Origin of the sequence: Aequorivita lipolytica (assembly GCF_007997135.1) — a bacterium.
GTDB classification, from domain to species: domain Bacteria; phylum Bacteroidota; class Bacteroidia; order Flavobacteriales; family Flavobacteriaceae; genus Aequorivita; species Aequorivita lipolytica.
The window spans coordinates 57951-83250 of the sequence record NZ_VORU01000008.1 but is presented as its reverse complement, the minus strand read 5'-3'; the positions used below and the strand labels follow the sequence as shown (position 1 = coordinate 83250).

Genomic DNA, 25300 nt, shown 5'->3' with positions numbered 1-25300 from the left:
TATGAAGAAAATACTCGTAATACAAAACAAAAGAATTGGCGATGTGCTGATCAGCTCTGTAATTGCCAACAATATAAAAAAAATCTTTCCGCAAAGCGAAGTCACATATTTTGTGTACAACTACACCACGGGCGTTTTGGAACGGAATCCGAACATTGACCGAGTTATTTCGGTTAAGGAAAAAGAGCTTAAAAAATTTACAAATCTTCTACGCACCATCGCGAAAATAAGAAAGGAGAAATACGACATCATTTTTGATCCGTATTCCAAATTTCAAAGTAGAATGATCTGTTTATTTTCTGGTGCTGAATACAGAATTGGGCTGAAAAGAGCCCACAAAGAATTAAAACTTCCCTTTTATACCCACCCCATTAGTTTTTTGGACCATCGGTCCAAAAACTGCGGGAAGGCTATTGAAGATAGAATTAATATGATTGCATCAGTCTTTGAACTACAAGAGCCAGAGTATGCTCCTAAAATATTCCTAACCGAAGAAGAAAAAAATTATACGCGAATTGACTCCCTTAAAAAACCAGTAATTATGCTGGGCATTTTAGGAAGCACGCCGCAAAAGTCTATGCCCTATGAATATATGGTCGAGATAATTAACTACATCACTTCAAACTATTACGGCACCATTCTCTTCAATTATGCGCCCCATCAAAAGGAAGAAGCGCTGAAGGTTTATGAAATGTGCCAAAACAAAGACCAAATAAACCTCGATATTTATGAAGATTCCATTCGCGGTTTTATAAAATTAATGAACCAATGCGATCTCTTGGTTTCTAACGAAGGCGGTAGCGTACACATCACCAAGGCGCTAAATAAACCAACATTTACAATCTATTCGCCCTATGTGAACAAAGAGCATTGGTGCAGTTTTGAGGATGGAGACCACCACGATTCCATTCACTTATTGGAGGAAAAACCAAATCTTTTCAGCAGTTTCACTTTAGAAGAAAGAAGAAGGATTGAGCAAGATCCCCATTCCCTTTATAGCGAATTAACGCCCGAAATGATTTTTGTAAAACTGAAACCTTTTCTCAAGCACCATTTAATAAGCGTTACCAATTAATTTTAGAAACGACTTCAATTTTCTAATAGAAATAATCAATTGGTGCTTTCTACTTTTGAAGTAATACCATAGTCGGTCCAAACTCTATTCTCCTTCTTGGTTTCCCGCCTAATGGCCTTATTTTTTACAAACATTTCTTTTTTAACATAGCCTCGCTCGTGGTCCAAATGTAGGGTTACGGTACTGTATCTTATTTGCTGGGGTTTAACCCCGTAGTTCATCAATCGTTCGCCCATTTCGCGGTCTTCGCCACCGTACTGCATGCGCTCGTCAAAACCATTTACGGCAAGTACATCTTTGCGCCAGCCCGAAGCATTGTTGCCATCCCAAGTGGCGCTGGTTGGGGTGAACGTATTTAAAATATCCTCCTTCAATCCGTATGAAGTAAGTTTATTGATTTTAAAAGTTTTTTTCAATCCGTGTTTTAAAAGCCATTTCGCATTAAAACAGCGCTGGGTTTCAATATCGTTTTTGGTAATTTGTTTTGAAATTTTCATAGACAATTTAAAATAGCCCGCTGAAAGAAAGCATCCCGGACGGCTAAGTCCCAAATGGGTCGATACCAAATCGTTCCGAGGAATACAATCGCCATCAGTAAAAATTAAATATTCTCCTTTTGAAACCTGTATGGCCTTGTTCAAAATTTTTGTTTTCTGAAAACCGTGATCTTCCTGCCAAACGTGGGTGATCTTCAAAGAAGAGTTTTCTTTAAAGTAACGGATTAATTCCGAGGTCTCTTCCGTAGAACCATCATCAGCAATGATAATTTCAAAATTCTTTTCCAGTTGTTGCTCAAAACCCCAAATCGCTTTTTGGAGCCATTCGGGTTGATTATACGTGCTCACTATAACCGAAACATAAGGAGCGGCGTTGGCATCTTTCACAATGCCGTAAGGTGTCCACTTCTTTTTTTGATCGCGGGTAAGTTTACGAATTCCAAGATTTTTTTTGATGGATTCTTCATTTTTGTAACCGCGGGGATGGTCCAAATGCAGCACTACCGCATTATAACGTATCTGTTTGCTCTTTATGCCAAGATTGGTCAAACGCTCCCCAAGCTCGCGGTCCTGCCCTCCGTATTGCATACGTTCATCAAAACCATTGATAGCAACAATATCCTTTTTCCACCCAGAGGCATTGTGGCCGTTCCAGCTTGCATTGGTGGGCGTAAAAGCATTTAGAAGATTGGCCTTTAATGGTCCGGAATATAGTTTGTTGTTTTTAAATGAAGATGTAAGTCCGTTTTTCTTAAGCCACGAAACATCAAAACACTTTTCGGTATAAATATCTTCTTTGGTAATTTCCTCTGAAATATCCATCGGCAACATAAAATAACCGCCAGAAAGAAAATAACCCTCTTCGCGGTTCTTAATGTGCTGTTCCACAAAATCCTTCCGCGGAATGCAGTCGCCGTCGCTCATTATAATATATTCAGAACTACACTGAAGTATGGCTTTATTGAGAATCTGCGATTTCTGAAAACCTTTGTCCTCTTGCCAAACATGGACGATGGGATAAAAAACTTCCATTTCCATCCGTTTAAGCAAATCCCTTGTTTCGTCATTGGAACCGTCATCGGCAATTACCACTTCAAATTGTCTATAGGTTTGATTGTTATAGCCATACAGCACTTTTTCAAGCCATTGGATGGAATTGTAAGTGCTTATAATTATGGAAGTGTCCAGTAGTTTCATCTTTGCAAAGATAAAGTTATTTATCAAGTTGGCTCAAGAAACAAAAAGTTGTAATTTCGAAATGAAAAGTAATCTTTGTGAAGAATTAAAAAACCACGGATACACGAATAATTATGTATAATGATATTCGTGTATTCGTGGTGAAAAATTATGCCGAAACTAACCGTAATCATACCCACATTCAACGAAGAAGCATATCTTGAAGATGCGCTGTTTTCGGTTTCTTTCGCTGATGAAATAATCGTGGTTGATTCTTTCAGCAAAGATAAAACACCCGAAATTGCCCAAAAATACGCTACCAAATTTCTGCAGCGAAAATTCGATAATTTTTCAAACCAAAAAAACTTCGCATTAAAGGAAGCCACGGGTGATTGGGTTTTATTTGTTGATGCCGACGAGCGCGTTACGCACACTTTGGAAGCGGAAATAAAAAAAATCATTCAAAACCCAAAACACTGCGGCTACAAAATAAATTTCCCACATTTTTATATGAACCGTTTTCTTTACCATCATAGCGACGATGTACTTAGGCTGGTAAAACGTGAAGGTGCCAGTTTTTCCGGCAAGGTACACGAAAAATTGCATTGCGAAGGAAGCATCGGAAAACTTAAAAACAAAATGCTCCATTTCACCTATAAAGGTTTGGACAGCTATATTTCAAAAAAAGAATCGTACGCTTGGTTTCAGGCGCAGCAACAATTTGAAAAAGGCAAGAAAGCTACTTGGTTCCACCTATTTTTTAAACCAGCATACCGGTTTTTCCGATCCTTCATCTTAAAAGGCGGGTTCCGCGATGGCGTTCCCGGACTAACAGTAGCCGCCGTAAATGCATACGGGGTTTTTGAACGCTATGTGAAATTGATGTTGCTAAAGAAAGGGATGCGGTGAAAAATTGTTTCAGGTTTCAGGTTACGAGTTTACTAAACAACTTCCAGCTTCTAGCTTCTAGCTTCTAGCTTCCAGCTTCCAGCTTCCAACTTCCAACCTTCAGCTTCTAGCTTCTAGCTTCTAGCTTCTAGCTTCTAGCTTTAAAAAAGTTTCCCAAACCGAATCTTCTGCCGAAATTTCAACATTGAAAATTCACCTTTTACGTCAATTCGTTCTATTTCAAAAGGTTTTTTAAAGGGGAAATTATTTATGCGATTGCCAATGCGCAACCCGATTGTAATTCCGTTATCCAAAAGTATTTTTTTGAAGATAGCATTACGCGCTTTTTCCTTTGGAAATTTCCCGTAAGGATACGCCAAAACCGGTGAAAAATTCAAATCATTTTCTGTGACAAATTCAATACAGCGGTGAGTGTCAGCTTCTATTTCTGCATTGGAAAGCTCAGTGTATTTTTTGTGGTAAAAGGAATGAAAACCGAACTCTATAATATTTGGATCGAGTGATTTCAACTGTTCCGAAGTCATTATTTCCAACGAAGCTGTATTCCAACTGTCTGTTTTTCCGAGAAAATCCAAAGGCACGAAAAAAGTGGCTTTCAGCTTGTATTTTTTTAGCAAAGGAAGCGCCAATTCCATTTGGCTCACGTAGCCATCATCAAACGTAATGACTATATTTTTACCCTTAGCCAATTGTTTTATTTGTAACAACTCCTTCACGTGATAAGTTTTGTAACCATTTTCAGCCAAATGTTTAAATTGCTTTTCAAGTTTTTCCACGGAAATGGTAAGACCCGCGCTTTCGCGGGGGTGAATGTGATGGTACATTAAAACTGGAAGCTTTGCCACGAAACAGTTACATCTAAAAATATGAGTCTATTATTTTATACATTAAAAGTCTCATTTCTAATATCTAAAATCTCAAGTCTAAATTTACTACTTTTACGCAAACTACAATCTGTTTTTGGAAAACACTGTAAAAATCACCGCTCTCGCCATAACGCTCAACGAAGCGCACAATATTGAAGGGTATATTAATAGTCTTTGGTTTGCCGATGAAATTGTGATTGTGGATTCTTTTAGCAGTGATGAAACCGTCGCTTTGGCTTTAAAACACGAAAAGGTTACGGTTTACCAACGAGTTTTTGACAATTTTTCGGCTCAGAAAAATTTTGCCATTTCAAAAGCGAAAAACGATTGGGTTACTTTTTTTGATCTCGATGAAGAAATAACGCCATCACTTGCAAGTGAAATTTTGGAAACGTTTAAAGACCCTTCTTCAATTGCTTATTTCGTGAAACGCGATTTCTATTTTATGGGAAAACGTATAAAATACAGTGGATTGCAAAATGATTATATCGTGCGTTTTTTCAATAAAAATCATTGCAGCTACAACGCAAATCTGGTTCACGAAACCTTGGAAACAAATGGCGAAACGGAAAATTTAAAAAACACTTTACCGCACCACACCTATAAATCCTTTGACGATTACACTGCCAAAATGCACCAATACAGCGCACTACAGGCAGAAATGCTTTATAAAAAAGGAAAGAAACCCAATTATTATCATTTCCTTTTCCGTCCGTTTTATCGCTTTTGGAACCAATTCATTTTCCGACTGGGAATTTTAGACGGGAAGGAAGGTTTTGTCTTGGCTTATGTAAGTGCCTTTTCGGTTTTTAAAAGATATGTGAATCTTTGGCTGCTGTACAGGAAGATTGATTGAAATTATAAGTATTTATCAATCCCCTTCTCGCACCATTTGATTTTTTCAGCTAGCGCCTTTACCTGCAACGTATCGTTGATTTCAAAACGGCTTTGGTCTTTTACTTTATGCCAAATGTGATAAACAATCCCACGATAACGAAGCCTTCTGCCCAAAACGCCGTTGTGCATCATCCGTATAATCAATTCAGAATCTTCCCTGCCCCAGCCTTCAAATTCTTCGTTGTAACCGTTAACCGCAACCACATCTTTTTTCCAAAAGGAAACATTGCAACCACGCATTTTTCCTGAAATTTCATCGGTGGTTTTATAAAGATTGCTCAATGCGGGAACGCGTAGATTTCGGGTGCGTTTTTTAATGCCTTTGTCAAAAAAGCTAAATTTTATTTTTTGTGAATCGAATAACTTCGGAAGAAATTCCTCTTGGATATTCACGCGACTTCCAAAAAGATAAACATTGGGTTGCGCCAAAGTTTTGTGATCACGCACAAAATCTTTGTGCATAATGCAATCGCCATCCAGTTGAATAATGTAATCTCCCTTTGCAGCAGCGATAGCCTTATTCAAAATAATCGACTTTCGGAAACCTTTGTCTTCGTGCCAAAAATGGTGGATTGGAACAATCAATTTCTTCTGAAAATTTTCAATCAAGCTTTTTGTCTCTTCGGAAGAGCCATCATCTGCAATTAAAATTTCATCCGGTTTTTCGGTTTGGTTTTGAGCACTCAAAAGCACCAGTTCCAATGCCTCAGGCCAGTTGTAAGTTGAAATTAATAACGAAGTCTTCATTTAAAAAGGTGTTTAAAATATTGCCCAATATTCTTCTTAAAAAGAAAAAATTGTGAAGGATGTAACTCTGGCTTTGCATTCAATTGCTTTTTTATTTCGTCCATGTTTTTCGAGCCGATATAATCCAACGTTTTCCAACCTTCGGGCTGTAAGTAGAAAAAATCCTGCATTTCCTTATAATTATCTTTGTTAACCGAGCGCCATTTTTCCACGTATTGTTCAATATCAAAATCTTTGGAATGGCCCCAATTGGTGAGTTTTGTCATCAAATCTTTTTCGCTACGCGAGATACATTCGTGCATCAAAAGATTATCTGTATAAATAACGCGCTTTCGGTTTTGGCGCGCAAAGGTGTACTTTGGATAATTCGTAGCTAATAAAACCTTCGTAGGATTATCAACATATAGCAAGCCGTCGTCTGTATATTTATACATATTTATAAGAAACCCAGCAATCTGCACAGGCGTCTTTGCGGGATTTTTTAAGAAACTATCGTACTTCCGAAGCGTCTTTACAAAACTTTTGAAATCTATAAAATATTCGTCGGCATCCACCTGCACTAACCAGTTGCCAACGCCCATTTTTTCAGAAAGCAAAGTACGCTCACGGGTGTCGTTTTCTATTGCTGAAAGCGCTGGTAGATAAAAATCGTCTTTGTAAATCTGTATTTTTTTCTCTGTATCAAATTCCTTTAACCATTCGTAAAAGGAGGGTGAAACCTCAAATTTTTCGCCAGACCAGGTTCTGTATTCCTTGTCCTCTGCTATAAAAATTGCATCGGCATCTTCATAAACCGGCGGAATTGCTTTTTTGAGATTTTCGTAATCGTACGATAACAAAAAACCAACGTGAATTTTTTTAGACATACCTTTGTGATGGTTACTTAATTCACAAAAATAGCCTATTTTTAAAGCCTTTGACAAACCAAATAGATTAAATTTTGGAAAAAACCACTTCCGCACAACCGCTCGTTTCCGTCATAATTCTAAATTATAATACGTTTCAATTAATGTTGGATTGTGTGGCTTCCATTAAAAAATTTACGCCTTCAAACATTCACGTAGAATTTATTATTGTTGATAACGCTTCAGCAAACAATGAAGGAGTTTCACTTCAAAATGCATTTCAAAATCAGGAAGAGTGCCAAGTTTTAAGAAGCCAGATAAATCTGGGGTTTGGCGCCGGAAATGTTTTGGGCGCGCAACAAGCCAAGGGGCGCTATTTCGCTTTTATAAACAGCGATGTACTTTTTACTGAAGATTGCTTTTCCGAAATGGTTTCTTTTATGGAAAGCAGTAAAAATGTTGGTGTTTGCGGTATTCAAATACTGAATGGCGAAGGCGAAAAATCTATTTCACAGAGACCCTTTGAAGGGGTTCGCTATAAATTGTTTGGCAAGAAATTTCTTTATAAAACCGATCCGAAAATCCCAAAAATTAACGCTGAATTAAAAACCCCAACTCAAGTTGATTTTGTGATTGGCAGTTTTATGTTTTTCAATGCAAATGCTTATCGCGAATGTGGTGGCTTCGACCCTAATATTTTTCTTTATTATGAAGAATTTGATATTTGCTATCGTCTGAAACTGTTGGGTTACAAAACAGTTTTTTTACCGCAAATCAGCTACATTCATTTGGAAGGACAAAGCGGCGGTTTCAATATTTTGAAAAAGAAAGAACACTTGCTTTCCTATTTATATGTGGTTCGAAAAAATCTCGGATTTTCTAAGTTTTGGATCATCAAAAGCTATTTGCTTCTCACTTACTTTTTTAAGGCTATTTTCAAACCGAAGTACCGTCCGCTTTTCAAATTTCTACTTTTTAGAGGTGAGAGTTTGGCCCATTCCCTAAGGCATCAACAAAAGCAACTTGAAAAAAAGGACACTATTCTGTAACATCAATAAATTTATTATGCTGTCTTTTGTGTTTAAATTTTTTGCGCATTGGCGGCACAGAATCACTCTTCTTCAACTTTATAAACCAGCCCCCGCAATCTCCTGATTTTTAAATTCAATTTTTGAAAAAAAGATGGTTTGTAGCGTCGTTTCAAATTTTTTAGAAGTTCGTATTGCTGTGCCCTTTTTCCGCTATTTTCATAAGAGGTAAAACTTTGTGATTCTTCGGAAACAATTCTATAGAAACTAGTTCGCTCGGGTACAAAACTAACGGCTTCATTCATATAAAGTGGAAGTAAAAAAAGATAATCTTCAGCCAACTGAAGCCGTTCATCGAATTTCAAATTTAGTCGTTCTATTGCATTTCCCGTAACCACAAAACTGTGGATCGTAATAAAATTGTCTTTATAAAAAGAGAGCTTATCAATAAATCTGCCGTCAAAAAGTTCAGCTTTAATTTTATCGTTTTCGTCCACAACTTGTGCAAGGCAAAAAGCCATTGAAGTTTTTTCTCTACTAATTGCTGAAATTAAGTTTTCATAATGTGTGGGAGCCACATAATCGTCATCATCCAAAAAAGCGAAGTATTCACCCCTGGCAGCCTCGAGACCCATATTTAGGTTCTTGGAGCGTTCGTCATTTATTGTTTTATTCTGAATAAAATGCACAGCTTTATTCGGCCACTGCAAATTAATATCATTTTTAACAGCTTCAAAAAGCGCTTTATCAATTCCTTGAAAAACAATAACCACTTCAATATTAGAATACGAATTTTTAAAAACACTCGATAGTGCCTTTCTCAATAATTCTATATCACTGCCTAGTGTTCGCACAATTACAGATAAAAGCGGCAAGTTGTTTCTAAGGCGCATATTTGCTTTCATTCGGAGATTAAAGCTCCAAATCTAAAGAAATAAATCAACACCTATTCGCTTTCAAAAGTCAAATTCAATACCTTCGCAGTATCTATTTTTACAAAAAATAAGCTATGAAAATTGAAGTTGAAAACTGTCTAAATATTCTCAAAAAAGGAGGCCTCATCCTCTACCCTACGGACACTGTTTGGGGAATAGGCTGCGATGCCACCAATCCTGATGCCGTAGATAAAGTTTTTAAACTGAAGCAACGTAGCGATGAAAAATCGTTGATATGTTTGGTTCACGATTTTAGAATGCTGAACGAGTATGTGGAAAACGTACCGGAAGTAGCTTACGATATTTTGAAGTATGCAAAAAAGCCTACATCCATTATTTATGACGACCCAATACGGGTAGCGGAAAATATTATTGCTGAAGACAACTCGTTGGCCATTCGGGTAACAAAGGATGAGTTCTGTAAAAAACTAATACAGAAATTCCGCAGACCGTTGGTTTCAACTTCCGCAAATATTTCCGGAGAAAAAACCCCACAAAGTTATGCCGAAATAGACCCTTTAATTTTGGAAGGCGTGGACTATGTTGTAAATTTGCATCACCAAAAAAAGTCTGGAAAACCATCGGCTATTATTAAGTTGAAGAATGATGGAAGCGTTAAAGTCATTCGTCAATAAAAGAGTTCACCACGAATACACGAATGTTTTTATATTTTCTTCGTGCAATATGACTGATATAATTTATAGACAGGAAAGTTATGACGTAGTTGGCTGCCTTTATGAGGTGTTCAACTGCTTGGGCAGTGGTTTGTCTGAAATAGTTTATAAAGATGCCTTGAAATATGAATTTATTCAAAGAAATATTTCCTTCGAAAGAGAAAAGGAATTCTCTGTTCCCTACAAAGATATTATTCTTAAACATAAATTCTATGCTGATTTTGTAGTTTATGATAAGATTATTTTGGAAATAAAAACTGTTGAAATACTTACAGATCTGCACTTAGGGCAGTGTATTAATTATTTAAAAGTCTCAAAAAATAAATTGGCCATTTTGGCAAATTTTAAAGGTGAAGGTCTAGAATATAAAAGAGTAGTATTATAAAAATTGATATATTTTAAAGTTTAGAAAATATTCCAAAAAAATACAAAATAAAACAATATTCGTGTATTCGTGGTCAACAATCCTTGAATATTTATATTAAAAAAACATAATTCATTTGTGGTTAAAGAAACCTATATATCCGCTTTAAAAAATCCAGTATTTAGAACCATTTCCAAAGCTTCCAAAAATCTAAACTTGGAAAGCTACGTTATTGGCGGTTACGTGCGCGATTTCTTATTAAAGCGCGGCGAAGCCAAAGACATTGATATAGTTGCGGTGGGTAGCGGAATTGATTTGGCTGAAGAAGTTTCCAAACTACTACCCGGAAAACCCAAGGTTACAATCTTTAAAACCTACGGAACCGCAATGCTAAAAAGCGGCGGCATTGAGCTTGAATTTGTAGGCGCCCGAAAAGAATCCTATTCTGAAGAAAGCAGAAATCCCGCTGTTGAAAACGGAACTTTGGAAGACGACCAAAACCGAAGGGATTTTACTATAAATGCTTTAGCACTTAGTTTGAGCGATGAAAATTTTGGAGAATTGCTAGATCCATTTAATGGAATTGAAGATCTTCATAAAAAAATAATCAGAACGCCTTTAAACCCAGATATAACCTATAGCGACGATCCTTTACGAATGCTCCGCGCCATTCGGTTTGCAACCCAATTAGATTTTGTGATTGAAAAAGATTCGTTGGAAGCAATTACCCGAAATGTTGAACGCATAAAAATCATTTCCAAAGAACGGGTTGTGGATGAGCTGAATAAAATTTTACTTTCAGAAGTGCCCTCAAAAGGATTTTCACTTCTTCACAAAACAGGATTGCTACCGTATATTTTACCAGAATTGGTTGCGCTGCAAGGCATAGACGAAAAGGAAGGTCAAACCCACAAAGATAATTTTTGGCATACGCTGGAGGTGGTTGATAATATTTCAAAAGCAACAGAAGATCTTTGGCTGCGCTGGGCCGCATTGCTTCACGATATTGGGAAAGCACCCACAAAAAAGTTCGATAAAAAACTGGGTTGGACGTTTCACGCACACGAATTTGTAGGCTCAAAAATGGTTTACAAACTCTTCAAACGCTTGAAGATGCCGCTGAACGATAAAATGAAATTCGTCCAGAAAATGGTTTTGATGAGCTCCCGCCCTATTGTTTTGGCAAGCGAAGTTACTGACAGCGCCGTGCGAAGATTGATTTTTGACGCAGGCGAATACGTAGAAGATTTAATGACGCTTTGTGAAGCCGATATTACTACCAAGAATCCCAATAAGTTTAAAAAATACCACAGCAATTTCCAATTGGTACGGAATAAAATTGTGGAAGTGGAAGAACGCGACCAGGTTCGCAATTTTCAACCGCCAGTTACGGGTGAGGAAATTATGGAAACTTTCAGCTTGAAACCATCCCGCGAAATCGGAATCATAAAAGACGCCATAAAAGAAGCAATCCTTGAAGGTGAAATTCCCAATGAATACGAGGCTGCGAGAAAATTTATGTTGAAAAAAGGACAATCCATCGGGCTGCAGGCGGTAAAATAAAAAAATAGTAATTAACTGTGTCAGTTGCCAAGTTAGAAAACGACAATACTATAAATAGTATCAACAGTATCAACAGTATCAATAGCATCAACAGTGAAAGACAACAAAAAAGTAATCTACTGGCTCCTAGCGGGATGTTTCTTAATCTTCATTATGGTTGTAGTAGGCGGTATTACACGCTTAACCCATTCCGGACTCTCTATTTCAAGTTACAAATTAATTTCAGGTACAATTCCGCCTCTAGATGAAGCGGATTGGATAGCTGAATTTGAACATTACCAGCAATTCCCCGAGTACCAAAAACTGAACAATCACTTCAGCTTAGAGGATTTTAAGGATATTTATTTCTGGGAGTGGTTCCACCGTTTATTGGGAAGACTTTTGGGAGTGGTTTTTATTATTCCCTTTCTATATTTTCTTCTGAAAAAACAACTCACGAAACCCACAATAAAGAAGGCTATAATTTTAATGTGCCTGGGTGCATTTCAAGGATTTCTTGGTTGGTACATGGTAAAAAGCGGCTTGGTGGATCGGCCAGATGTGAGCCACTATAGACTTGCAATGCATTTAACGACCGCTTTTATAACCTTTGCTTACACCCTTTGGGTAGCCTTGGATTTAATATATCCCGTTAAAAAAGAAATCAGTAAACACATGCGAAATATTGTTCGCTTTGGAATGGTGATATTACTTATCCAAATTATCTGGGGAGCATTCGTGGCGGGTCTGGATGCGGGCTGGATTCATAACCATTGGCCGCTAATGAACGATGGTCTATGGATGCACGAAACCGTTACCACGGAACAGCTGCCTATGTGGAAAAACTTTGTGGAAGGCAAAAGCGGTGTACAATTCGTTCATCGTTATATGGCGTATGCAGTTGTAGCAATAATTCTTTTTATTTGGTATAAAGCCAGAAAACTACCTTTAACGATGTTGCAAAAAAACGGTATCAATACGTTATTGCTATTAACTTTGGTGCAGTTTGTTTTGGGTGTTTTCACACTAATCCTACAAGTACCAGTAGTATTAGGGGTTTTGCATCAAGTAACTGCTTTTTTCCTACTTGCGGCAATGACGTTTGTTTTGCATCGATTTTCAAAATAAAGGATTCAAAACTGCAAACCGTAACTGGATACTGCCTACTTTTTTTATAACTTTGCGTCCCAAAAAAAATTGAAAAAATGATTTACCGTTTCAGAATAATCCTCGACACCCACGAAGACGTTTTCCGCGACATCGAAATAGAAGCTTCGGCAACGCTAGAAGATTTTCACAATGCTATTACCCAGTCCTTCGGGTTTGACGGGCAGGAGATGGCTTCTTTTTACACCAGTAACGACCTGTGGGAAGAGGGAGAAGAAATTTCCCTTTTTGACGTAAGTGACGAACCCGGTGGCGTTCGCATTATGGGCGAAACCTTTTTAGAAGACGTGGTAGACAAAGAAAAAACACGTTTGCTATATGTTTACGATTTTCTAAATATGTGGACGTTTATGGTAGAACTTGCCGATGTTGCACAACGCGAAGATGGTCAGATGTATCCAAATTTGATGTTCGCCCACGGCGAAATACCCGAAGAAGCTCCAGAAAAAGAATTCATTTCTGAACCTATTGAAGGGGAAGATGATTTTGATGAAGAGTTTGACCTAGATCCCGAAGATTACGACAACCTCGATTTTGACGAAAACTGGAATTGATTTCAGTTGATGGTTGATAGTTGATGGTTGATAGTTGATAGTTGATAGACACTAAAAAACAAATTCACATTTTAACAATCCCGATAGCTATCGGGACACATTTTAACAATCCCGATAGCTATCGGGACACATTTTAACAATCCCGATAGCTATCGGGACACATTTTAACAATCCCGATAGCTATCGGGACACATTTTAACAATCCCGATAGCTATCGGGACACTAATTCACTAATTAAAAAATGATCAATCTTTTTAGTACCCACATCGCATCCCTTTCCATTCACAGAGTGGGTAATAAAAGTAGAAGTGAAGCAATTTTCCTTTCAGAAAAACCTTATAAAATGGACGATGAAATAACGCCATTACTAAAAGAGTTTTTTCTGAAACCGTTCCGCGAAAAGGAAGAAAACTACTTTCAGTTTTCGCACGAGGCAGATTTGGAATTTCACGAACTCTTCAATAGCGCAACAAAGATTTTCGATAATCCAGAAAACATACACGAAGAGAGTCGAAGAATGGCAACCTATCTTTACAATCAGTCCGAACATCCGCATATAAAAAGCGGTGAGGTTTACGTGGCCTATCTTGAAGGCGTACAATTAGACAACGTAAAAATGGACGCCATAGGAATTTTTAAGAGCGAACTAAAACAGGATTTTCTTCAGTTTGCTGAAGATGGGAACCAACTGGAGGCAATGCTTCAGCACGGTGTGAGCCTCAATAAACTCGACAAAGGCTGCATTATTTTCAATTCACAAAAAGAAGAAGGTTATAAAATTCTTTCTGTGGATAGCAACCGTTACGATGCACGTTACTGGTTGGAAAGCTTCCTAGGCGTGGAAGCATTTGCAGATGATAATTTCTACACAAAAAAGTACTTGAAATTCTGTCAGGATTTCGCAAAAGATGTGGTTTTACCTGCGGAAGACAAGAAGCAGGAAGTTATGTTTATGAATCGTGCGGTGAACCATTTCGCCAAAAACGACCAATTTGAAGAAACTGCCTTTATGAATGAGGTGATTGACAATCCAGATTTATTGCCGGAATTTCGTCATTATAAAAGTGAAAAAGCACCCAAATACAGTATTGAAGATTTAACCACTTTCCCTATTGCAAACACAGCGGTAACTGCTGCGCGCAAAAAGATTAAAAACGTAATCAACTTAGATACCAATATTCAGATAAAGCTGGATTTCATTAATCCTGAAAGTGCCGAAAAATTTGTTGAAAAGGGATGGGACGAGGAAAAGCAGATGTATTATTATTTGGTGTATTTCAATAAAGAAGTGAAATCGTAGAGACACACGGCCATGTGTCTAAAGCAAATTGGGCGATAGAAGAGATTACGCAATTGTTAGTTGTTAGTTGTTAGTTGTTAGTTGTTAGTTGTTAGTTGTTAGTTGTTAGTTGTTAGTTGTTAGTTGTTAGCAGATATTATTTTAAATGAGAACAAAAGCTTCCATTTTCTTAGTTATCGCATTCTCTGCATTTATTTCATGCAGCGTAGATAATTGCGATGTAGATTGCAATAGCGGACCATTGAGCTTGAGCTTTGAACTTTTGGATAAAGCCACGGGCGAAAATTTATTTATCAATGGCACTTTTGATCCAGCTGATATTGAAGTTTTAGATTTAGACAACAATAATAGCAGAGTGCAATTCACTTTTAATTCTGAAAATGATATAAATAGTATCAATTTAGGCCCTTTTGGTTGGGAAAAGAAAATTGCAAACTATGTTTTGAAAGTAGAAGAAAGAGAAATTTTTGTGCTGTTAGTTGATGCGGAAGAAAAAAAAGAAGATTGCTGCTCTTATGTAATTTTGAACAAATTGACCATTGAAGGTTCCAACTATTCACAGAATACCGAAAATGGAATTTATGAGATTTTGGTGGAGTTATAAGTGAGATTCCAAATAACAAGCTCCAAATTCCAAATAAATATCAAAAAACAAAAATTCAAAAAAGAATAATTTGTTAATCTTCGAGATTGCAATAAAACATTAAAGCATTTATAACACCACACTGACCACTGCGCACTGACTACTGAATCCTGGCTACTGCGTACTGCCCACTGCGTACTGCCCACTGCGTACTGACGACCACTAATTCCCCACCTCGCTTATAAACTTAATTCGGTAAAGCCGCAGTTCCTCTTCATCATAATCGCCGTCAAACTCATCGAGAGCTTCTTCAATATTATCGGTTTTGGCCTCAAGAAAATATTCGTGGATTTCTTCCTGCTGGTCCTCATCCAATACCTCATCAACCCAATAATTTATATTTAACTTGGTGCCACTGTAAACAATTGCCTCCATTTCCTTAATAAATTCTGGCATTTCAAGACCTTTCGCATTTGCAATATCAGGCAACGCGAGTTTGCGATCTACGTTTTGGATGATGTACAATTTAAGCGAACTATTGCTTCCGGTTGATTTCACAACGAAATCTTCTGGACGAATTATATCATTTTCTTCAACGTAATCTTGAATCAATTTCAAAAAGGATTTCCCGTATTTTTTTGCTTTTCCCTCTCCCACACCGTGAACATTGGAGAGTTCATCCATAGTAACGGGATATTTTAGCGCCATATCTTCCAACGAAGGTTCTTGAAAAATTACAAATGGGGGTAAATCTAAATCATGCGCCACTTTTTTGAGCTCTGATTTAAGGAGTCTGAAAAGATTCTCGTCAGCAATATCGCCTCCTTTATTTGCAGCTACAATTACATCGTCATTCGCATCTTTAAAGGAATGGTCTTCTGTCATCATAAAAGAAGTTGGCGATTTTATGAATTGTTTTCCCGAAACTGTTAAATGTATAACCCCGTAAGTTTCTATATCTTTCTTTAAATATCCAGCCACCAATAATTGGCGAAGCAATGCCATCCAATAAGCGGGTTCGTGCGCAGCGCCGGACCCAAAATATTCTTGGGCATCAGTTCGGTGCGATTTTATGAGGGCGTTTACTTTCCCCACCAAAACATTTACTATTTCCTTACTTTTGTACTGCTCGTTGGTTTTAGAAACCACATCTAAAAGTTGTTTGGCATCATCTTTCGCCTCGTGCTTCTTTTTTGGATAGCGCATATTGTCATCCATCATTCCCCCATCGCCGGTTTCATTGTCAAATTCTTCTCCAAAATAATGAAGGATGAATTTTCTTCGCGAAATAGAAGTTTCCGCAAAGCCAACTACCTCTTGCAAAAGAGCGTGCCCTATTTCCTGCTCGGCAACGGGCTTGCCGCTCATAAATTTTTCTAGTTTCTCTATGTCCTTATAACTGTAAAAAGCAAGGCAGTGCCCTTCGCCACCGTCGCGACCTGCACGTCCGGTTTCTTGGTAATAGCTTTCTATACTTTTTGGAATGTCATTATGTATAACGAAACGCACGTCTGGTTTGTCAATCCCCATTCCAAAGGCAATGGTAGCCACCACAACATCTGCATCTTCCATCAAAAACATGTCTTGGTGCTTTACGCGAGTCTTGCCGTCAAGCCCTGCGTGATACGGGACTGCCTTGATTCCGTTAACTTGTAGCGCCTGTGCCAACTGTTCAACTCTCTTTCTGCTCAAACAATAAATAATTCCACTTTTACCTTCGTTCTGTTTTACAAAACGAATAACGTCTGCGTCAACGTTTTTAGTTTTGGGCCTTATTTCGTAATAGAGATTTGGACGGTTAAAGGACGCCTTAAAGGTGTTTGCATCCGGCATATTAAGATTTTTCAAAATATCCTCCTGTACCTTCGGGGTTGCTGTTGCGGTAAGACCTATAATAGGTATATCATTCCCAATGCGCTGTATAATGCTTTTCAGATTTCGGTATTCAGGCCTAAAATCATGGCCCCATTCGCTTATGCAGTGAGCTTCATCTATCGCCATAAATGAAATTTTCTGGGTTTGCAGGAAAGCTACATATTCTTCTTTAGTGAGTGATTCCGGCGCAACGTATAATAACTTTGTTACTCCATTTGCAATATCATTCTTTACATTCTTCACTTCGGTTTTATTCAGGGAAGAGTTTAAAACGTGCGCAATTCCTTCTTCCGAAGAAAGAGCCCGTAGGGAATCCACTTGGTTTTTCATTAACGCAATAAGAGGGGAAACCACTATGGCCGTACCTTCCTGCATAAGAGCCGGAAGCTGATAACAAAGTGATTTTCCGCCACCAGTGGGCATAACCACAAAGGTATTGTGACCGTTGAGAATGCTTTTTACAACTTCCTCCTGTAAGCCTTTAAATTTGGTAAATCCGAAATGTTTTTTTAGGGCTGCGTAAATATCAAAATGTGCCACACTGCTAAGGTTTTTAAAAGCCAATTCAGTTTTAGTCAACAATACATTGTTTTACTGATTAACAATTGTAATTTTGCAACCGTATTATGTTGACTGCATCTTAAAAGAGAAGTATCTATATTAAGATTTCTGAATTGAATTAAATTCTATTCTAAATATACTAATTTCTGAAACAGTTACAAACATTCAAAAGCATTAAAATTTTGAACAAGCAAGAGAGAATCATTTCCGTAGCGAAAAACACCATAGAAACTGAAAGTAAAGCCATTGCAAATCTGGCAAATCTGGTGAACGAGGAATTTGCTGGGGCAGTTGAGTATATTTACCATTCCAAAGGGAGAGTTATTGTTACCGGAATAGGCAAAAGCGCCAATATTGCAACAAAAATCGTGGCCACTTTGAACTCTACGGGCACTCCCTCAATTTTTATGCACGCAGCAGATGCCATCCACGGAGATTTAGGAACCATCCAACAAAATGATACCGTTATCTGTATTTCTAAAAGTGGAAATACCCCTGAAATAAAAGTGCTTGTTCCACTAATTAAAGCGGTTGATAATAAATTAATAGCTATAACCGGCAATCGCGAATCCTTTTTGGGCCAACAGGCAGATTACGTATTGAATGCCTATGTAGAGAAAGAGGCCTGCCCTAACAATCTTGCGCCAACCACCAGTACAACTGCACAGTTGGTAATTGGCGATGCCTTGGCAATGTGCCTTTTGGACCTCCGCGGGTTTTCGAGTAAGGATTTTGCTAAATTCCATCCAGGAGGTTCTCTGGGGAAAAAGCTTTATCTGCGCGTAAGCAATCTTACAGCACTAAATGAAAAACCGCAGGTAAGCCCAGATACCGATGTTAAAAAGGTAATTGTAGAAATTTCAGAAAAAATGTTGGGTGTAACTGCTGTTGTTGAAAATAATGAAATTATAGGCATAATTACCGATGGCGATTTAAGGCGTATGTTAACAAAAACAGATAGCTTTGTAGGATTGACAGCAAAAGACATTATGACCCACAATCCAAAAAAAATAGCAAACAACGCAATGGCTGTTGAAGCAATGGAAATGATGGACAAATACGGAATAACACAAATTCTCGCTGAAGACAAAGGCAGATATAGCGGCGTGGTACACATTCATAATCTTACCAAAGAGGGAATTATATAATGAAGAAAATAGGTTCCCCAGAAAAAGAAATGTCCTTTTTGGACCACTTAGAAGAGCTGCGCTGGCATTTAGTGCGTTCTACTTTTGCCGTATTGATTGTAGCGGTTCTGGCTTTTATTTTTAAAAGATTTATTTTTGACGTCCTTATTTTTGGCCCATCAAAACCAGAATTTGCAACTTATAGCATATTTTGCGAAATCTCGCGATCTTTAGGTATGGACACCTTCTGCTTTCAGGAAATGCCCTTTAAAATTCAAAGTAGAACAATGGCCGGACAGTTTTCAGCACATATGTGGACCTCCATTTATGCGGGAATTATTGTCGCCTTTCCCTATATTCTTTTTGAATTTTGGAAATTCATTAGTCCTGGACTCAAAGATAAAGAACGCAAATCAAGTAGAGGTTTTATTATTATAGCTTCCCTGCTTTTCTTTGTCGGCGTTTTGTTTGGCTATTATCTCATCGCTCCCCTATCAATCAACTTTTTAGGAAATTATCAGGTAAGTGAGGAGGTTATTAACCAGTTTGATTTGGATAGTTATATTTCCTTGGTGCGCACTTCCGTTCTGGCCTGCGGAATTGTTTTTGAGTTGCCAATTATTATGTACATACTTACCAAAATCGGACTTATAACTCCTGAAATTCTTCGAAAATACCGAAAGTTTGCATTAATAATAGTCTTGATCCTTTCCGCGTTAATCACCCCCCCAGACATTGTAAGCCAGATTATTGTTGCCATCCCCATACTTATTCTTTATGAGGTGAGTATTTATATTTCAAAGGTTGTTATTAGAAATCAGGCGAGAGAGGAAAGAAGAAAGAAAAAAGAACAAAGACAGTAGGAAATGTTCGATGTTCAATGTTCAATGTTCAATGTTCAATGTTCAATGTTCAATGTTCAATGTTCAAAAGAATAATAAAAAATTTATATTCAATATTTTAAAATGAAAAATAATATAGTCGAAGAATTTAACGCCTACCGTGAAAAGATGAACGGGCAAATGCTTGAGGATAATAACAAGATTATCAAGCGCATTTTCAATTTAGATACTAACGCCTATATGGAAGGAGTGCTTCCGAAGAAAACAAAAGAACTTTTGGGTTTGGGAAATTCGTTGGTGCTTCGTTGCGATGATTGCGTACGCTATCATTTAGAAGAATGTCACAAACTGGGTTTAACAAAAGAAGAAGTTGTGGAAGGAATGAGTATTTCATTGCTTATTGGGGGAACTATTGTTATTCCACATTTGCGAAGAGCTTTCGAATATTGGGAAGCCTTGGAGGCGCAGCAGGTCTAGATTTCAATATAAATAATATTAATTAACCCTAACGCTGAAATCATTTATTACCACGAATTCACGAATTATTGATATATTCGTTTAACTGAAAAAGAGCGAAGAGGAAAGAAGCGAAGAGCTACGAGGAAAGAGCGACGAGCGACGAGCGCCTGAGAAAGAAAAGGAGCTTAGCGACTAACAGCGTATAAATTAGAAAAAATAAATATTCGTGTATTCGTGGTAAATAATACACTCCAAAATACATTCGTGTATTCGTGGTAAACATAACCCATACTACCACAGAGACCGAAGTACATTCGTGGTAAATTTTAATTCTACTAAATGAAGTTAAAAGCCGAAAATCTTATAAAATCCTACAAAGGCCGAAAGGTTGTAAAGGGAATTACTCTGGAAGTAAACCAAGGGGAAATCGTAGGTTTGCTTGGCCCAAATGGTGCCGGAAAAACTACTTCCTTTTATATGATTGTTGGGTTGATAAAACCCAATGGCGGTAAAATCTTTCTGGAAGGCACCGAAATCACCAAATACCCTATGTACAAACGCGCACAGAACGGTATTGGCTATTTGGCACAGGAAGCGTCGGTATTTAGGAAGTTGAGCGTTGAAGATAATATTCTAAGTGTTTTACAGCTTACAAAGCTTTCCAAAAAAGAACAGCGAGATAAAATGGAATTGCTTATCGAAGAATTTGGTTTAGGCCATATCCGTAAAAGTCGTGGCGATCTATTAAGCGGAGGCGAAAGACGTAGAACCGAAATTGCACGTGCTTTGGCAACCGATCCACACTTCATCCTTCTTGATGAGCCTTTTGCGGGAGTTGATCCCGTGGCCGTGGAAGATATTCAGCGTATTGTGGCGCAACTTAAAAATAAAAATATCGGTATCCTTATTACCGATCACAACGTACAGGAAACGCTGGCAATTACTGATAGAACTTACTTAATGTTTGAAGGAAGTATCCTAAAACACGGTATTCCCGAAGAACTTGCCGCAGACGAAATGGTTCGGAAAGTATATCTTGGGCAGAATTTTGAACTTCGGAAGAAGAAATTAGAGTTTTAGATTTTTTGACCACGATACACGAATAACTATGTTTTTGGTCTGTGAATTTCTTCGAAATTCTAAGCCGAGTAAATAAAAAAATATTCGTGCATTCGTGGTAAAATTTTCTACTTCATCAGAAGAAGTTAGAGCTAGTCCCCCTAGCCCCCAAAGGGGGAATAATCGACAGCAGCGTGTTTTTTTGCCACGAATTCACGAATTATTATGTTTGGGTTGGTGAAAATTTCTTCGTTATACCTTCAAACAAAACCGAGTATATAAAAAATTGTTCGTGTATTCGTGGTAGATTTTTTCCCTTAGGAAGAAGTTAGAGCTAGTCCCCCTAGCCCCCAAAGGGGGAAGCAGCAGCGTGTTTTTTTGCCACGAATTCACAAATAATTATGTTTGGGGTTTTTGAAATTTCTTCTAAATATTTTTAAAGCCGAGTAAATAGAAAAATATTCGTGTATTCGTAGTAAACTTTTTTACTTCAGCAGAAGAAGTTAGAGCTAGTCCCCCTGGCCCCCAAAGGGGGAATAATCGACAGCAGCGTGTTTTTTTGCCACGAATTCACGAATAATTATGTTTGGGGTTTTTGAAATTTCTTCTAAATATTTTTAAAGCCGAGTACGTAAAAAAATATTCGTTTATTCGTGGTAAACTTTTAATCTTCATTAGAAGAAACTACAATTTTAGAACATAGTTTTCGTCACAGATCCACAAATACTCATAAAAAATTATTCGTGCATTCGTGGTAAACTTTTTACCTTCGGCACTTTCCAAAAAACTGAAAGCAATATATAAAGCAGAATTATAAACGGTATCGCTAAAAACTTAATCAGCACCAAAAGCACAACGCAAAGTATTAAAAATACATAGCGAACGGCGTTGCTCTTAAAATCCCAGGTTTTGAATTTTAGGGCGAAAAGTGGGATTTCGGCATTCATCAGGATGCAGCTTAAAAACGTCATTCCTATTAAAAACCATCTATTCAAAATTATAGTTTCTATTAATTCTGAATATTGAAATTGTAATATTAGCGGTAAACTCAATATTAGAAGCGCATTAGCAGGTGTTGGCAAACCGATAAAACCTGAAGTTTGCCGCGTATCTACATTGAATTTTGCCAAACGATAAGCCGCTGCTATCACAATCAATAAACCTATAAGTGGCAAATAATTTTTAAAGCTAACGTTCCAACCATCCAAAGAAAATGTTTCGGTCAGCGTATGCATTTCGTAGAAATAAGACAAGTTCAGCATTTGATACATTATTATACCAGGCGCTACGCCGCTGGTAATAACATCTGCCAGCGAATCCAGCTGAAGGCCCACTTCACTCTGCGCTTTCAACAAACGAGCCGCAAGCCCGTCAAAAAAGTCGAAGAAAATCCCTAGAAAAACAAAAAAGGAAGCGTTTATTAAATCTCCCGAAGTCGCAAAAAGTATGGCAACACAGCCACAAAGAATATTCAGGGAGGTAATTATGTTTGGTATTTGTTTTAGCATATCATAAAAGATAAGGTCTCCACCAGACAAGAAATCTTGTCTATTTAAAATTAATTAGAAATCTTTTTGTAAAAATAACAAAGTATTTTCGTCCAATGCTATCAAAACACAATATGTGCATAAATTTAAAGTTTAATATTCTGTAAAATAGTGTCATATTTGTCCAAATTTTTAAGATTGAAAGAGAAAATTTTACTCCTATTATTACTTACCTCAGCCACTCTGGCGGCACAGACTGTGCGTAAATACTCAAACGAATTTATGAACATTGGCGTAGATGCAGCTGCCTTTGGTATGAGCAACGCCGTTGTAGCTTCCTCGGGAGATGTAAATTCTGGCTATTGGAATCCCGCGGGTTTGGCAAATCTGGAAGACAAACAAATTTCGTTGATGCACGCGTCCTATTTCGCCAATATTGCAAGTTACGATTATGCTGCATTTGCAATGCCCCTAGACGATAAAAGCGCTGTGGGACTTTCGATAATACGCTTTGGCGTTGATGATATTTTGAATACTACGCAGCTTATTGATAGTGAAGGCAACATAGATTATAACCGTATCAGTCTTTTTTCAACTGCAGATTACGGATTTACTTTTTCATACGCACGTAAATTGCCGCTTGACGGATTAAACTATGGGGTAAATGCCAAAGTAATCCGCCGTATTATTGGTGACTTTGCTTCCTCTTGGGGTTTCGGACTGGACGCTGCTATTCAGTTTAGAACAGACCAGTGGATGTTTGGAGTTATGGCTCGTGATATAACAACCACCTTCAACGCATGGAGTATTGACGAAGAAAAATTTGCCGAAATTCAAGGTGCGGTTGATGGTCAAAATCAGGAATTGCCAGAGACTACCGAAATTACAATCCCAAAACTTCAATTGGGTATAGCCCGGAAGTTTGTGTACCAATACGATTTCTCGCTGATGGCAGAAGTAGATCTCAATTTTAGATTTGCTGAAACCAATGATGTTATTTCTACCTCTTTTGCAAGCATCACACCATCTATGGGACTTGAATTTGCATATATAGATATGGTTTATGTACGTGGCGGCGTTGGTAATTTTCAGAATATCCAACAATTGGACGGCAGTGATTCCGTAGGCTTCCAACCCAACATTGGCGTTGGTTTCCGCTATAAAGGCATTCAAGTAGATTATGCATTAACTGATATTGGCGACCAAAGCGCTGCGCTCTATTCTAATGTTTTTTCGTTGAAGTTAGATTGGGAGATTTTTCGATAGAAGTTGATTAGTTGAGTTTATGTGTTTATAAGTTTATAAGTTTATAAGAAAAAATATGAAACTTGAAACAAGAAGCTTGATGCTGGAAGCTGGAAGTTGGAAGTTGGACTTAAAAAATAGAGCCCAAATAGATAATAAAATAATATTCGTGTATTCGTGGTAAAAAATTATATATTTCTACTTCTTCTATTACTACTAAGTGTTTCTGCAAAAGCACAGTTCATCCCGTTATCCGAAACTTCTGAAATAAGCATTATTACTATTGGTCCAGGAGCGGAGCTTTACGACAAGTTTGGGCACAGCGCGTTTCGAATTCAAGATAGTTTGAATGGGGTTGATGTGGTTTTCAATTATGGAGTCTATGATTTTAATACACCAAATTTCTACACCAAATTTGCGCAAGGAAAGCTACTTTATCAGTTAGGTGTAAGTTATTATCAACCGTTTTTTGAAAGCTATGTAGCCCAAAATCGCTGGGTTAAAGAACAAACCTTGAACCTCAACTACACTGAAAAACAAGCTGTCTCAGATTTTCTTTGGAACAATGCACGGCCAGAGAATAAAAAATACAAATACGATTTCTTTTTCGACAATTGCGCTACCAAAATTCGCGATGTAGTTCAAGAAGTATTGGGCAACAAGCTGGAGTTTAAGGAAGATCATATAAAAGAAGAACGTACGTTTCGCCAACTTATCCAGCAAAACCTAGAGTGGAATACTTGGGGAAGTATGGGTATTGATATCGCCCTCGGTGCAGTAATCGACAGAAAGGCAAAACCTATTGAATACCAATTTCTGCCCGACTATGTGTATGAAGGTGCCGCAAATGCCGTTATAAAAAGAAATGGCACTTCTGAAAATTTGGTGAAACAAACAACCGTTCTTTTTGAAAATACCCCTACTCCCACTGAGAACAATTTCTTATTGAGTCCGTTTTTTATACTGGGTTTATTGGGCTTGTTGATTGTTTTTGTAACCTATCGCGACTATAAAAATAATACCCGAAGCCGTTATTTAGACACTTCAATTTTTGTCTTTACTGGGCTTATTGGCATATTTCTATTATTGCTTTGGTTTGCCACAGACCATACGGCTACGGCATACAACTACAACCTACTTTGGGCCTTCCCTATTTCCATAGTAGTGATTTTTGCAATCTCCAAAGTAAACGTATCCCCAAAGCTTAAAAGGTATATTTCGTTTCTTCTACTTCTATTAGTCCTGTTAACCATCCATTGGATCACTGGAGTACAGGTTTTCGCCATTGCCTTGTTGCCGCTTTTAATCGCGTTGGCAGTGCGCTATGTTTATGTAGTGTATTTTATTGGCAGACGGTAAGAGACTTGGTACTGCTGAATCTTTGGATTCTTTGGATGCTACTGTCACCCTGAGCGCAGTCGAAGGGCTGGACCAGAAGCTAGAAGCTAGAAGCTAGAAGCTAGATGCTAGAAGCTAGAAGCTAGAA

The 25300-nt window shown here is 37.7% G+C and carries 23 protein-coding genes and 2 pseudogenes; 17 read left to right on the top strand and 8 right to left on the bottom strand.

Going from position 1 to position 25300, the window contains the following annotated elements:
- Window position 1: 1 nt before the first annotated feature.
- A complete protein-coding gene (locus ESV24_RS10275; RefSeq protein WP_111816179.1) occupies window positions 2-1075 on the top strand; it encodes a glycosyltransferase family 9 protein in 1074 nt (357 codons plus the stop codon).
- A gap of 35 nt (window positions 1076-1110) precedes the next feature.
- On the opposite strand, the pseudogene ESV24_RS10270 reads toward ESV24_RS10275, so the two are convergent.
- Both ESV24_RS10270 and ESV24_RS15450 read right to left on the bottom strand, forming a co-directional pair.
- Window positions 1111-1917 (bottom strand): annotated as a pseudogene (locus tag ESV24_RS10270) (glycosyltransferase family 2 protein); the annotation flags it as partial.
- A gap of 36 nt (window positions 1918-1953) precedes the next feature.
- Window positions 1954-2769, bottom strand: a pseudogene (locus ESV24_RS15450) (glycosyltransferase family 2 protein); the annotation flags it as partial.
- Window positions 2770-2919: 150 nt separating this feature from the next.
- On the opposite strand from ESV24_RS15450, the gene ESV24_RS10265 reads away from it, so the two are divergent.
- Window positions 2920-3657, top strand: a complete 738-nt coding sequence (locus ESV24_RS10265) for a glycosyltransferase family 2 protein (RefSeq protein ID WP_111816178.1) — start codon at window positions 2920-2922, stop codon at window positions 3655-3657.
- A 140-nt stretch (window positions 3658-3797) separates the two neighbouring features.
- On the opposite strand, the gene ESV24_RS10260 is transcribed toward ESV24_RS10265, so the two are convergent.
- Window positions 3798-4502, bottom strand: a complete 705-nt coding sequence (locus tag ESV24_RS10260) for a polysaccharide deacetylase family protein (protein ID WP_235004032.1) — start codon at window positions 4500-4502, stop codon at window positions 3798-3800.
- A 115-nt stretch (window positions 4503-4617) separates the two neighbouring features.
- Here ESV24_RS10260 and ESV24_RS10255 point away from each other — a divergent pair, with 115 nt between their 5' ends.
- Window positions 4618-5379, top strand: a complete 762-nt coding sequence (locus tag ESV24_RS10255) for a glycosyltransferase family 2 protein (RefSeq protein ID WP_111816176.1) — start codon at window positions 4618-4620, stop codon at window positions 5377-5379.
- Between the two features lie 2 nt (window positions 5380-5381).
- Here the strand turns inward: ESV24_RS10255 and ESV24_RS10250 are convergent, their stop codons facing one another.
- Together ESV24_RS10250 and ESV24_RS10245 are read right to left on the bottom strand one after the other, a co-directional pair.
- The gene (locus ESV24_RS10250; protein WP_111816175.1) at window positions 5382-6167 is read right to left on the bottom strand and encodes a glycosyltransferase family 2 protein; all 786 of its coding nucleotides are present in this window, start codon (window positions 6165-6167) and stop codon (window positions 5382-5384) included.
- On the bottom strand, window positions 6164-7033 hold the full coding sequence (locus ESV24_RS10245; RefSeq protein WP_111816174.1) for a hypothetical protein: 870 nt from the start codon (window positions 7031-7033) through the stop codon (window positions 6164-6166). The genes ESV24_RS10250 and ESV24_RS10245 overlap by 4 nt, the downstream gene beginning before the upstream one ends.
- A 74-nt stretch (window positions 7034-7107) precedes the next feature.
- Here ESV24_RS10245 and ESV24_RS10240 point away from each other — a divergent pair, with 74 nt between their 5' ends.
- Window positions 7108-8061 (top strand): glycosyltransferase family 2 protein, encoded by a 954-nt coding sequence (locus ESV24_RS10240; RefSeq protein WP_111816173.1) that lies wholly within the window; start codon window positions 7108-7110, stop codon window positions 8059-8061.
- A 62-nt stretch (window positions 8062-8123) separates the two neighbouring features.
- Here the strand turns inward: ESV24_RS10240 and ESV24_RS10235 are convergent, their stop codons facing one another.
- Window positions 8124-8933 (bottom strand): glycosyltransferase, encoded by an 810-nt coding sequence (locus tag ESV24_RS10235; RefSeq protein WP_160110612.1) that lies wholly within the window; start codon window positions 8931-8933, stop codon window positions 8124-8126.
- Between the two features lie 116 nt (window positions 8934-9049).
- Here ESV24_RS10235 and ESV24_RS10230 point away from each other — a divergent pair, with 116 nt between their 5' ends.
- The 7 genes from ESV24_RS10230 (at window position 9050) to ESV24_RS10200 (ending at window position 15180) form a co-directional block, all read left to right on the top strand.
- Window positions 9050-9610 carry an L-threonylcarbamoyladenylate synthase gene (locus tag ESV24_RS10230; protein WP_111816171.1) on the top strand — a complete coding sequence of 187 codons (561 nt, stop codon included), beginning with the start codon at window positions 9050-9052 and terminating at the stop codon, window positions 9608-9610.
- Between the two features lie 49 nt (window positions 9611-9659).
- The gene (locus tag ESV24_RS10225) at window positions 9660-10034 is read left to right on the top strand and encodes a GxxExxY protein (RefSeq protein ID WP_111816170.1); all 375 of its coding nucleotides are present in this window, start codon (window positions 9660-9662) and stop codon (window positions 10032-10034) included.
- A gap of 117 nt (window positions 10035-10151) precedes the next feature.
- Complete coding sequence (locus ESV24_RS10220; protein WP_111816169.1) at window positions 10152-11576, top strand: CCA tRNA nucleotidyltransferase; 1425 nt, start codon at window positions 10152-10154, stop codon at window positions 11574-11576.
- 93 nt (window positions 11577-11669) lie between these two features.
- Window positions 11670-12683: a COX15/CtaA family protein gene (locus ESV24_RS10215; protein WP_111816168.1), complete on the top strand. Its 1014-nt coding sequence runs from the start codon at window positions 11670-11672 to the stop codon at window positions 12681-12683.
- A gap of 77 nt (window positions 12684-12760) precedes the next feature.
- Window positions 12761-13276: an IS1096 element passenger TnpR family protein gene (locus ESV24_RS10210; protein ID WP_111816167.1), complete on the top strand. Its 516-nt coding sequence runs from the start codon at window positions 12761-12763 to the stop codon at window positions 13274-13276.
- A gap of 241 nt (window positions 13277-13517) precedes the next feature.
- Complete coding sequence (locus ESV24_RS10205; RefSeq protein WP_111816166.1) at window positions 13518-14576, top strand: nucleoid-associated protein; 1059 nt, start codon at window positions 13518-13520, stop codon at window positions 14574-14576.
- A gap of 145 nt (window positions 14577-14721) precedes the next feature.
- Entirely contained in the window at window positions 14722-15180 is a 459-nt protein-coding gene (locus ESV24_RS10200; RefSeq protein WP_111816165.1) for a hypothetical protein, read from the top strand.
- Between the two features lie 201 nt (window positions 15181-15381).
- Here the strand turns inward: ESV24_RS10200 and ESV24_RS10195 are convergent, their stop codons facing one another.
- Window positions 15382-17574 carry a RecQ family ATP-dependent DNA helicase gene (locus ESV24_RS10195; RefSeq protein WP_111816297.1) on the bottom strand — a complete coding sequence of 731 codons (2193 nt, stop codon included), beginning with the start codon at window positions 17572-17574 and terminating at the stop codon, window positions 15382-15384.
- 203 nt (window positions 17575-17777) lie between these two features.
- On the opposite strand from ESV24_RS10195, the gene ESV24_RS10190 reads away from it, so the two are divergent.
- The 4 genes from ESV24_RS10190 (at window position 17778) to lptB (ending at window position 21103) form a co-directional block, all read left to right on the top strand.
- Window positions 17778-18743 carry a KpsF/GutQ family sugar-phosphate isomerase gene (locus ESV24_RS10190; protein WP_111816164.1) on the top strand — a complete coding sequence of 322 codons (966 nt, stop codon included), beginning with the start codon at window positions 17778-17780 and terminating at the stop codon, window positions 18741-18743.
- Window positions 18743-19585, top strand: coding sequence for a twin-arginine translocase subunit TatC (gene tatC, locus ESV24_RS10185; RefSeq protein WP_111816163.1), 843 nt, complete (start codon window positions 18743-18745; stop codon window positions 19583-19585). Before ESV24_RS10190 ends, tatC begins: the two co-directional genes overlap by 1 nt.
- Before the next feature lie 102 nt (window positions 19586-19687).
- A complete protein-coding gene (locus ESV24_RS10180) occupies window positions 19688-20041 on the top strand; it encodes a carboxymuconolactone decarboxylase family protein (RefSeq protein WP_111816162.1) in 354 nt (117 codons plus the stop codon).
- Window positions 20042-20362: 321 nt separating this feature from the next.
- A complete protein-coding gene (gene lptB, locus ESV24_RS10175; RefSeq protein WP_111816161.1) occupies window positions 20363-21103 on the top strand; it encodes an LPS export ABC transporter ATP-binding protein in 741 nt (246 codons plus the stop codon).
- Window positions 21104-21819: 716 nt separating this feature from the next.
- On the opposite strand, the gene ESV24_RS10170 is transcribed toward lptB, so the two are convergent.
- The gene (locus ESV24_RS10170; RefSeq protein WP_111816296.1) at window positions 21820-22590 is read right to left on the bottom strand and encodes a CDP-alcohol phosphatidyltransferase family protein; all 771 of its coding nucleotides are present in this window, start codon (window positions 22588-22590) and stop codon (window positions 21820-21822) included.
- A gap of 177 nt (window positions 22591-22767) precedes the next feature.
- On the opposite strand from ESV24_RS10170, the gene ESV24_RS10165 reads away from it, so the two are divergent.
- Window positions 22768-23835 (top strand): putative type IX sorting system protein PorV2, encoded by a 1068-nt coding sequence (locus ESV24_RS10165; RefSeq protein WP_111816160.1) that lies wholly within the window; start codon window positions 22768-22770, stop codon window positions 23833-23835.
- A gap of 156 nt (window positions 23836-23991) precedes the next feature.
- Window positions 23992-25173 carry a lipoprotein N-acyltransferase Lnb domain-containing protein gene (locus ESV24_RS10160; protein WP_235004031.1) on the top strand — a complete coding sequence of 394 codons (1182 nt, stop codon included), beginning with the start codon at window positions 23992-23994 and terminating at the stop codon, window positions 25171-25173.
- Window positions 25174-25300 lie beyond the last annotated feature (127 nt).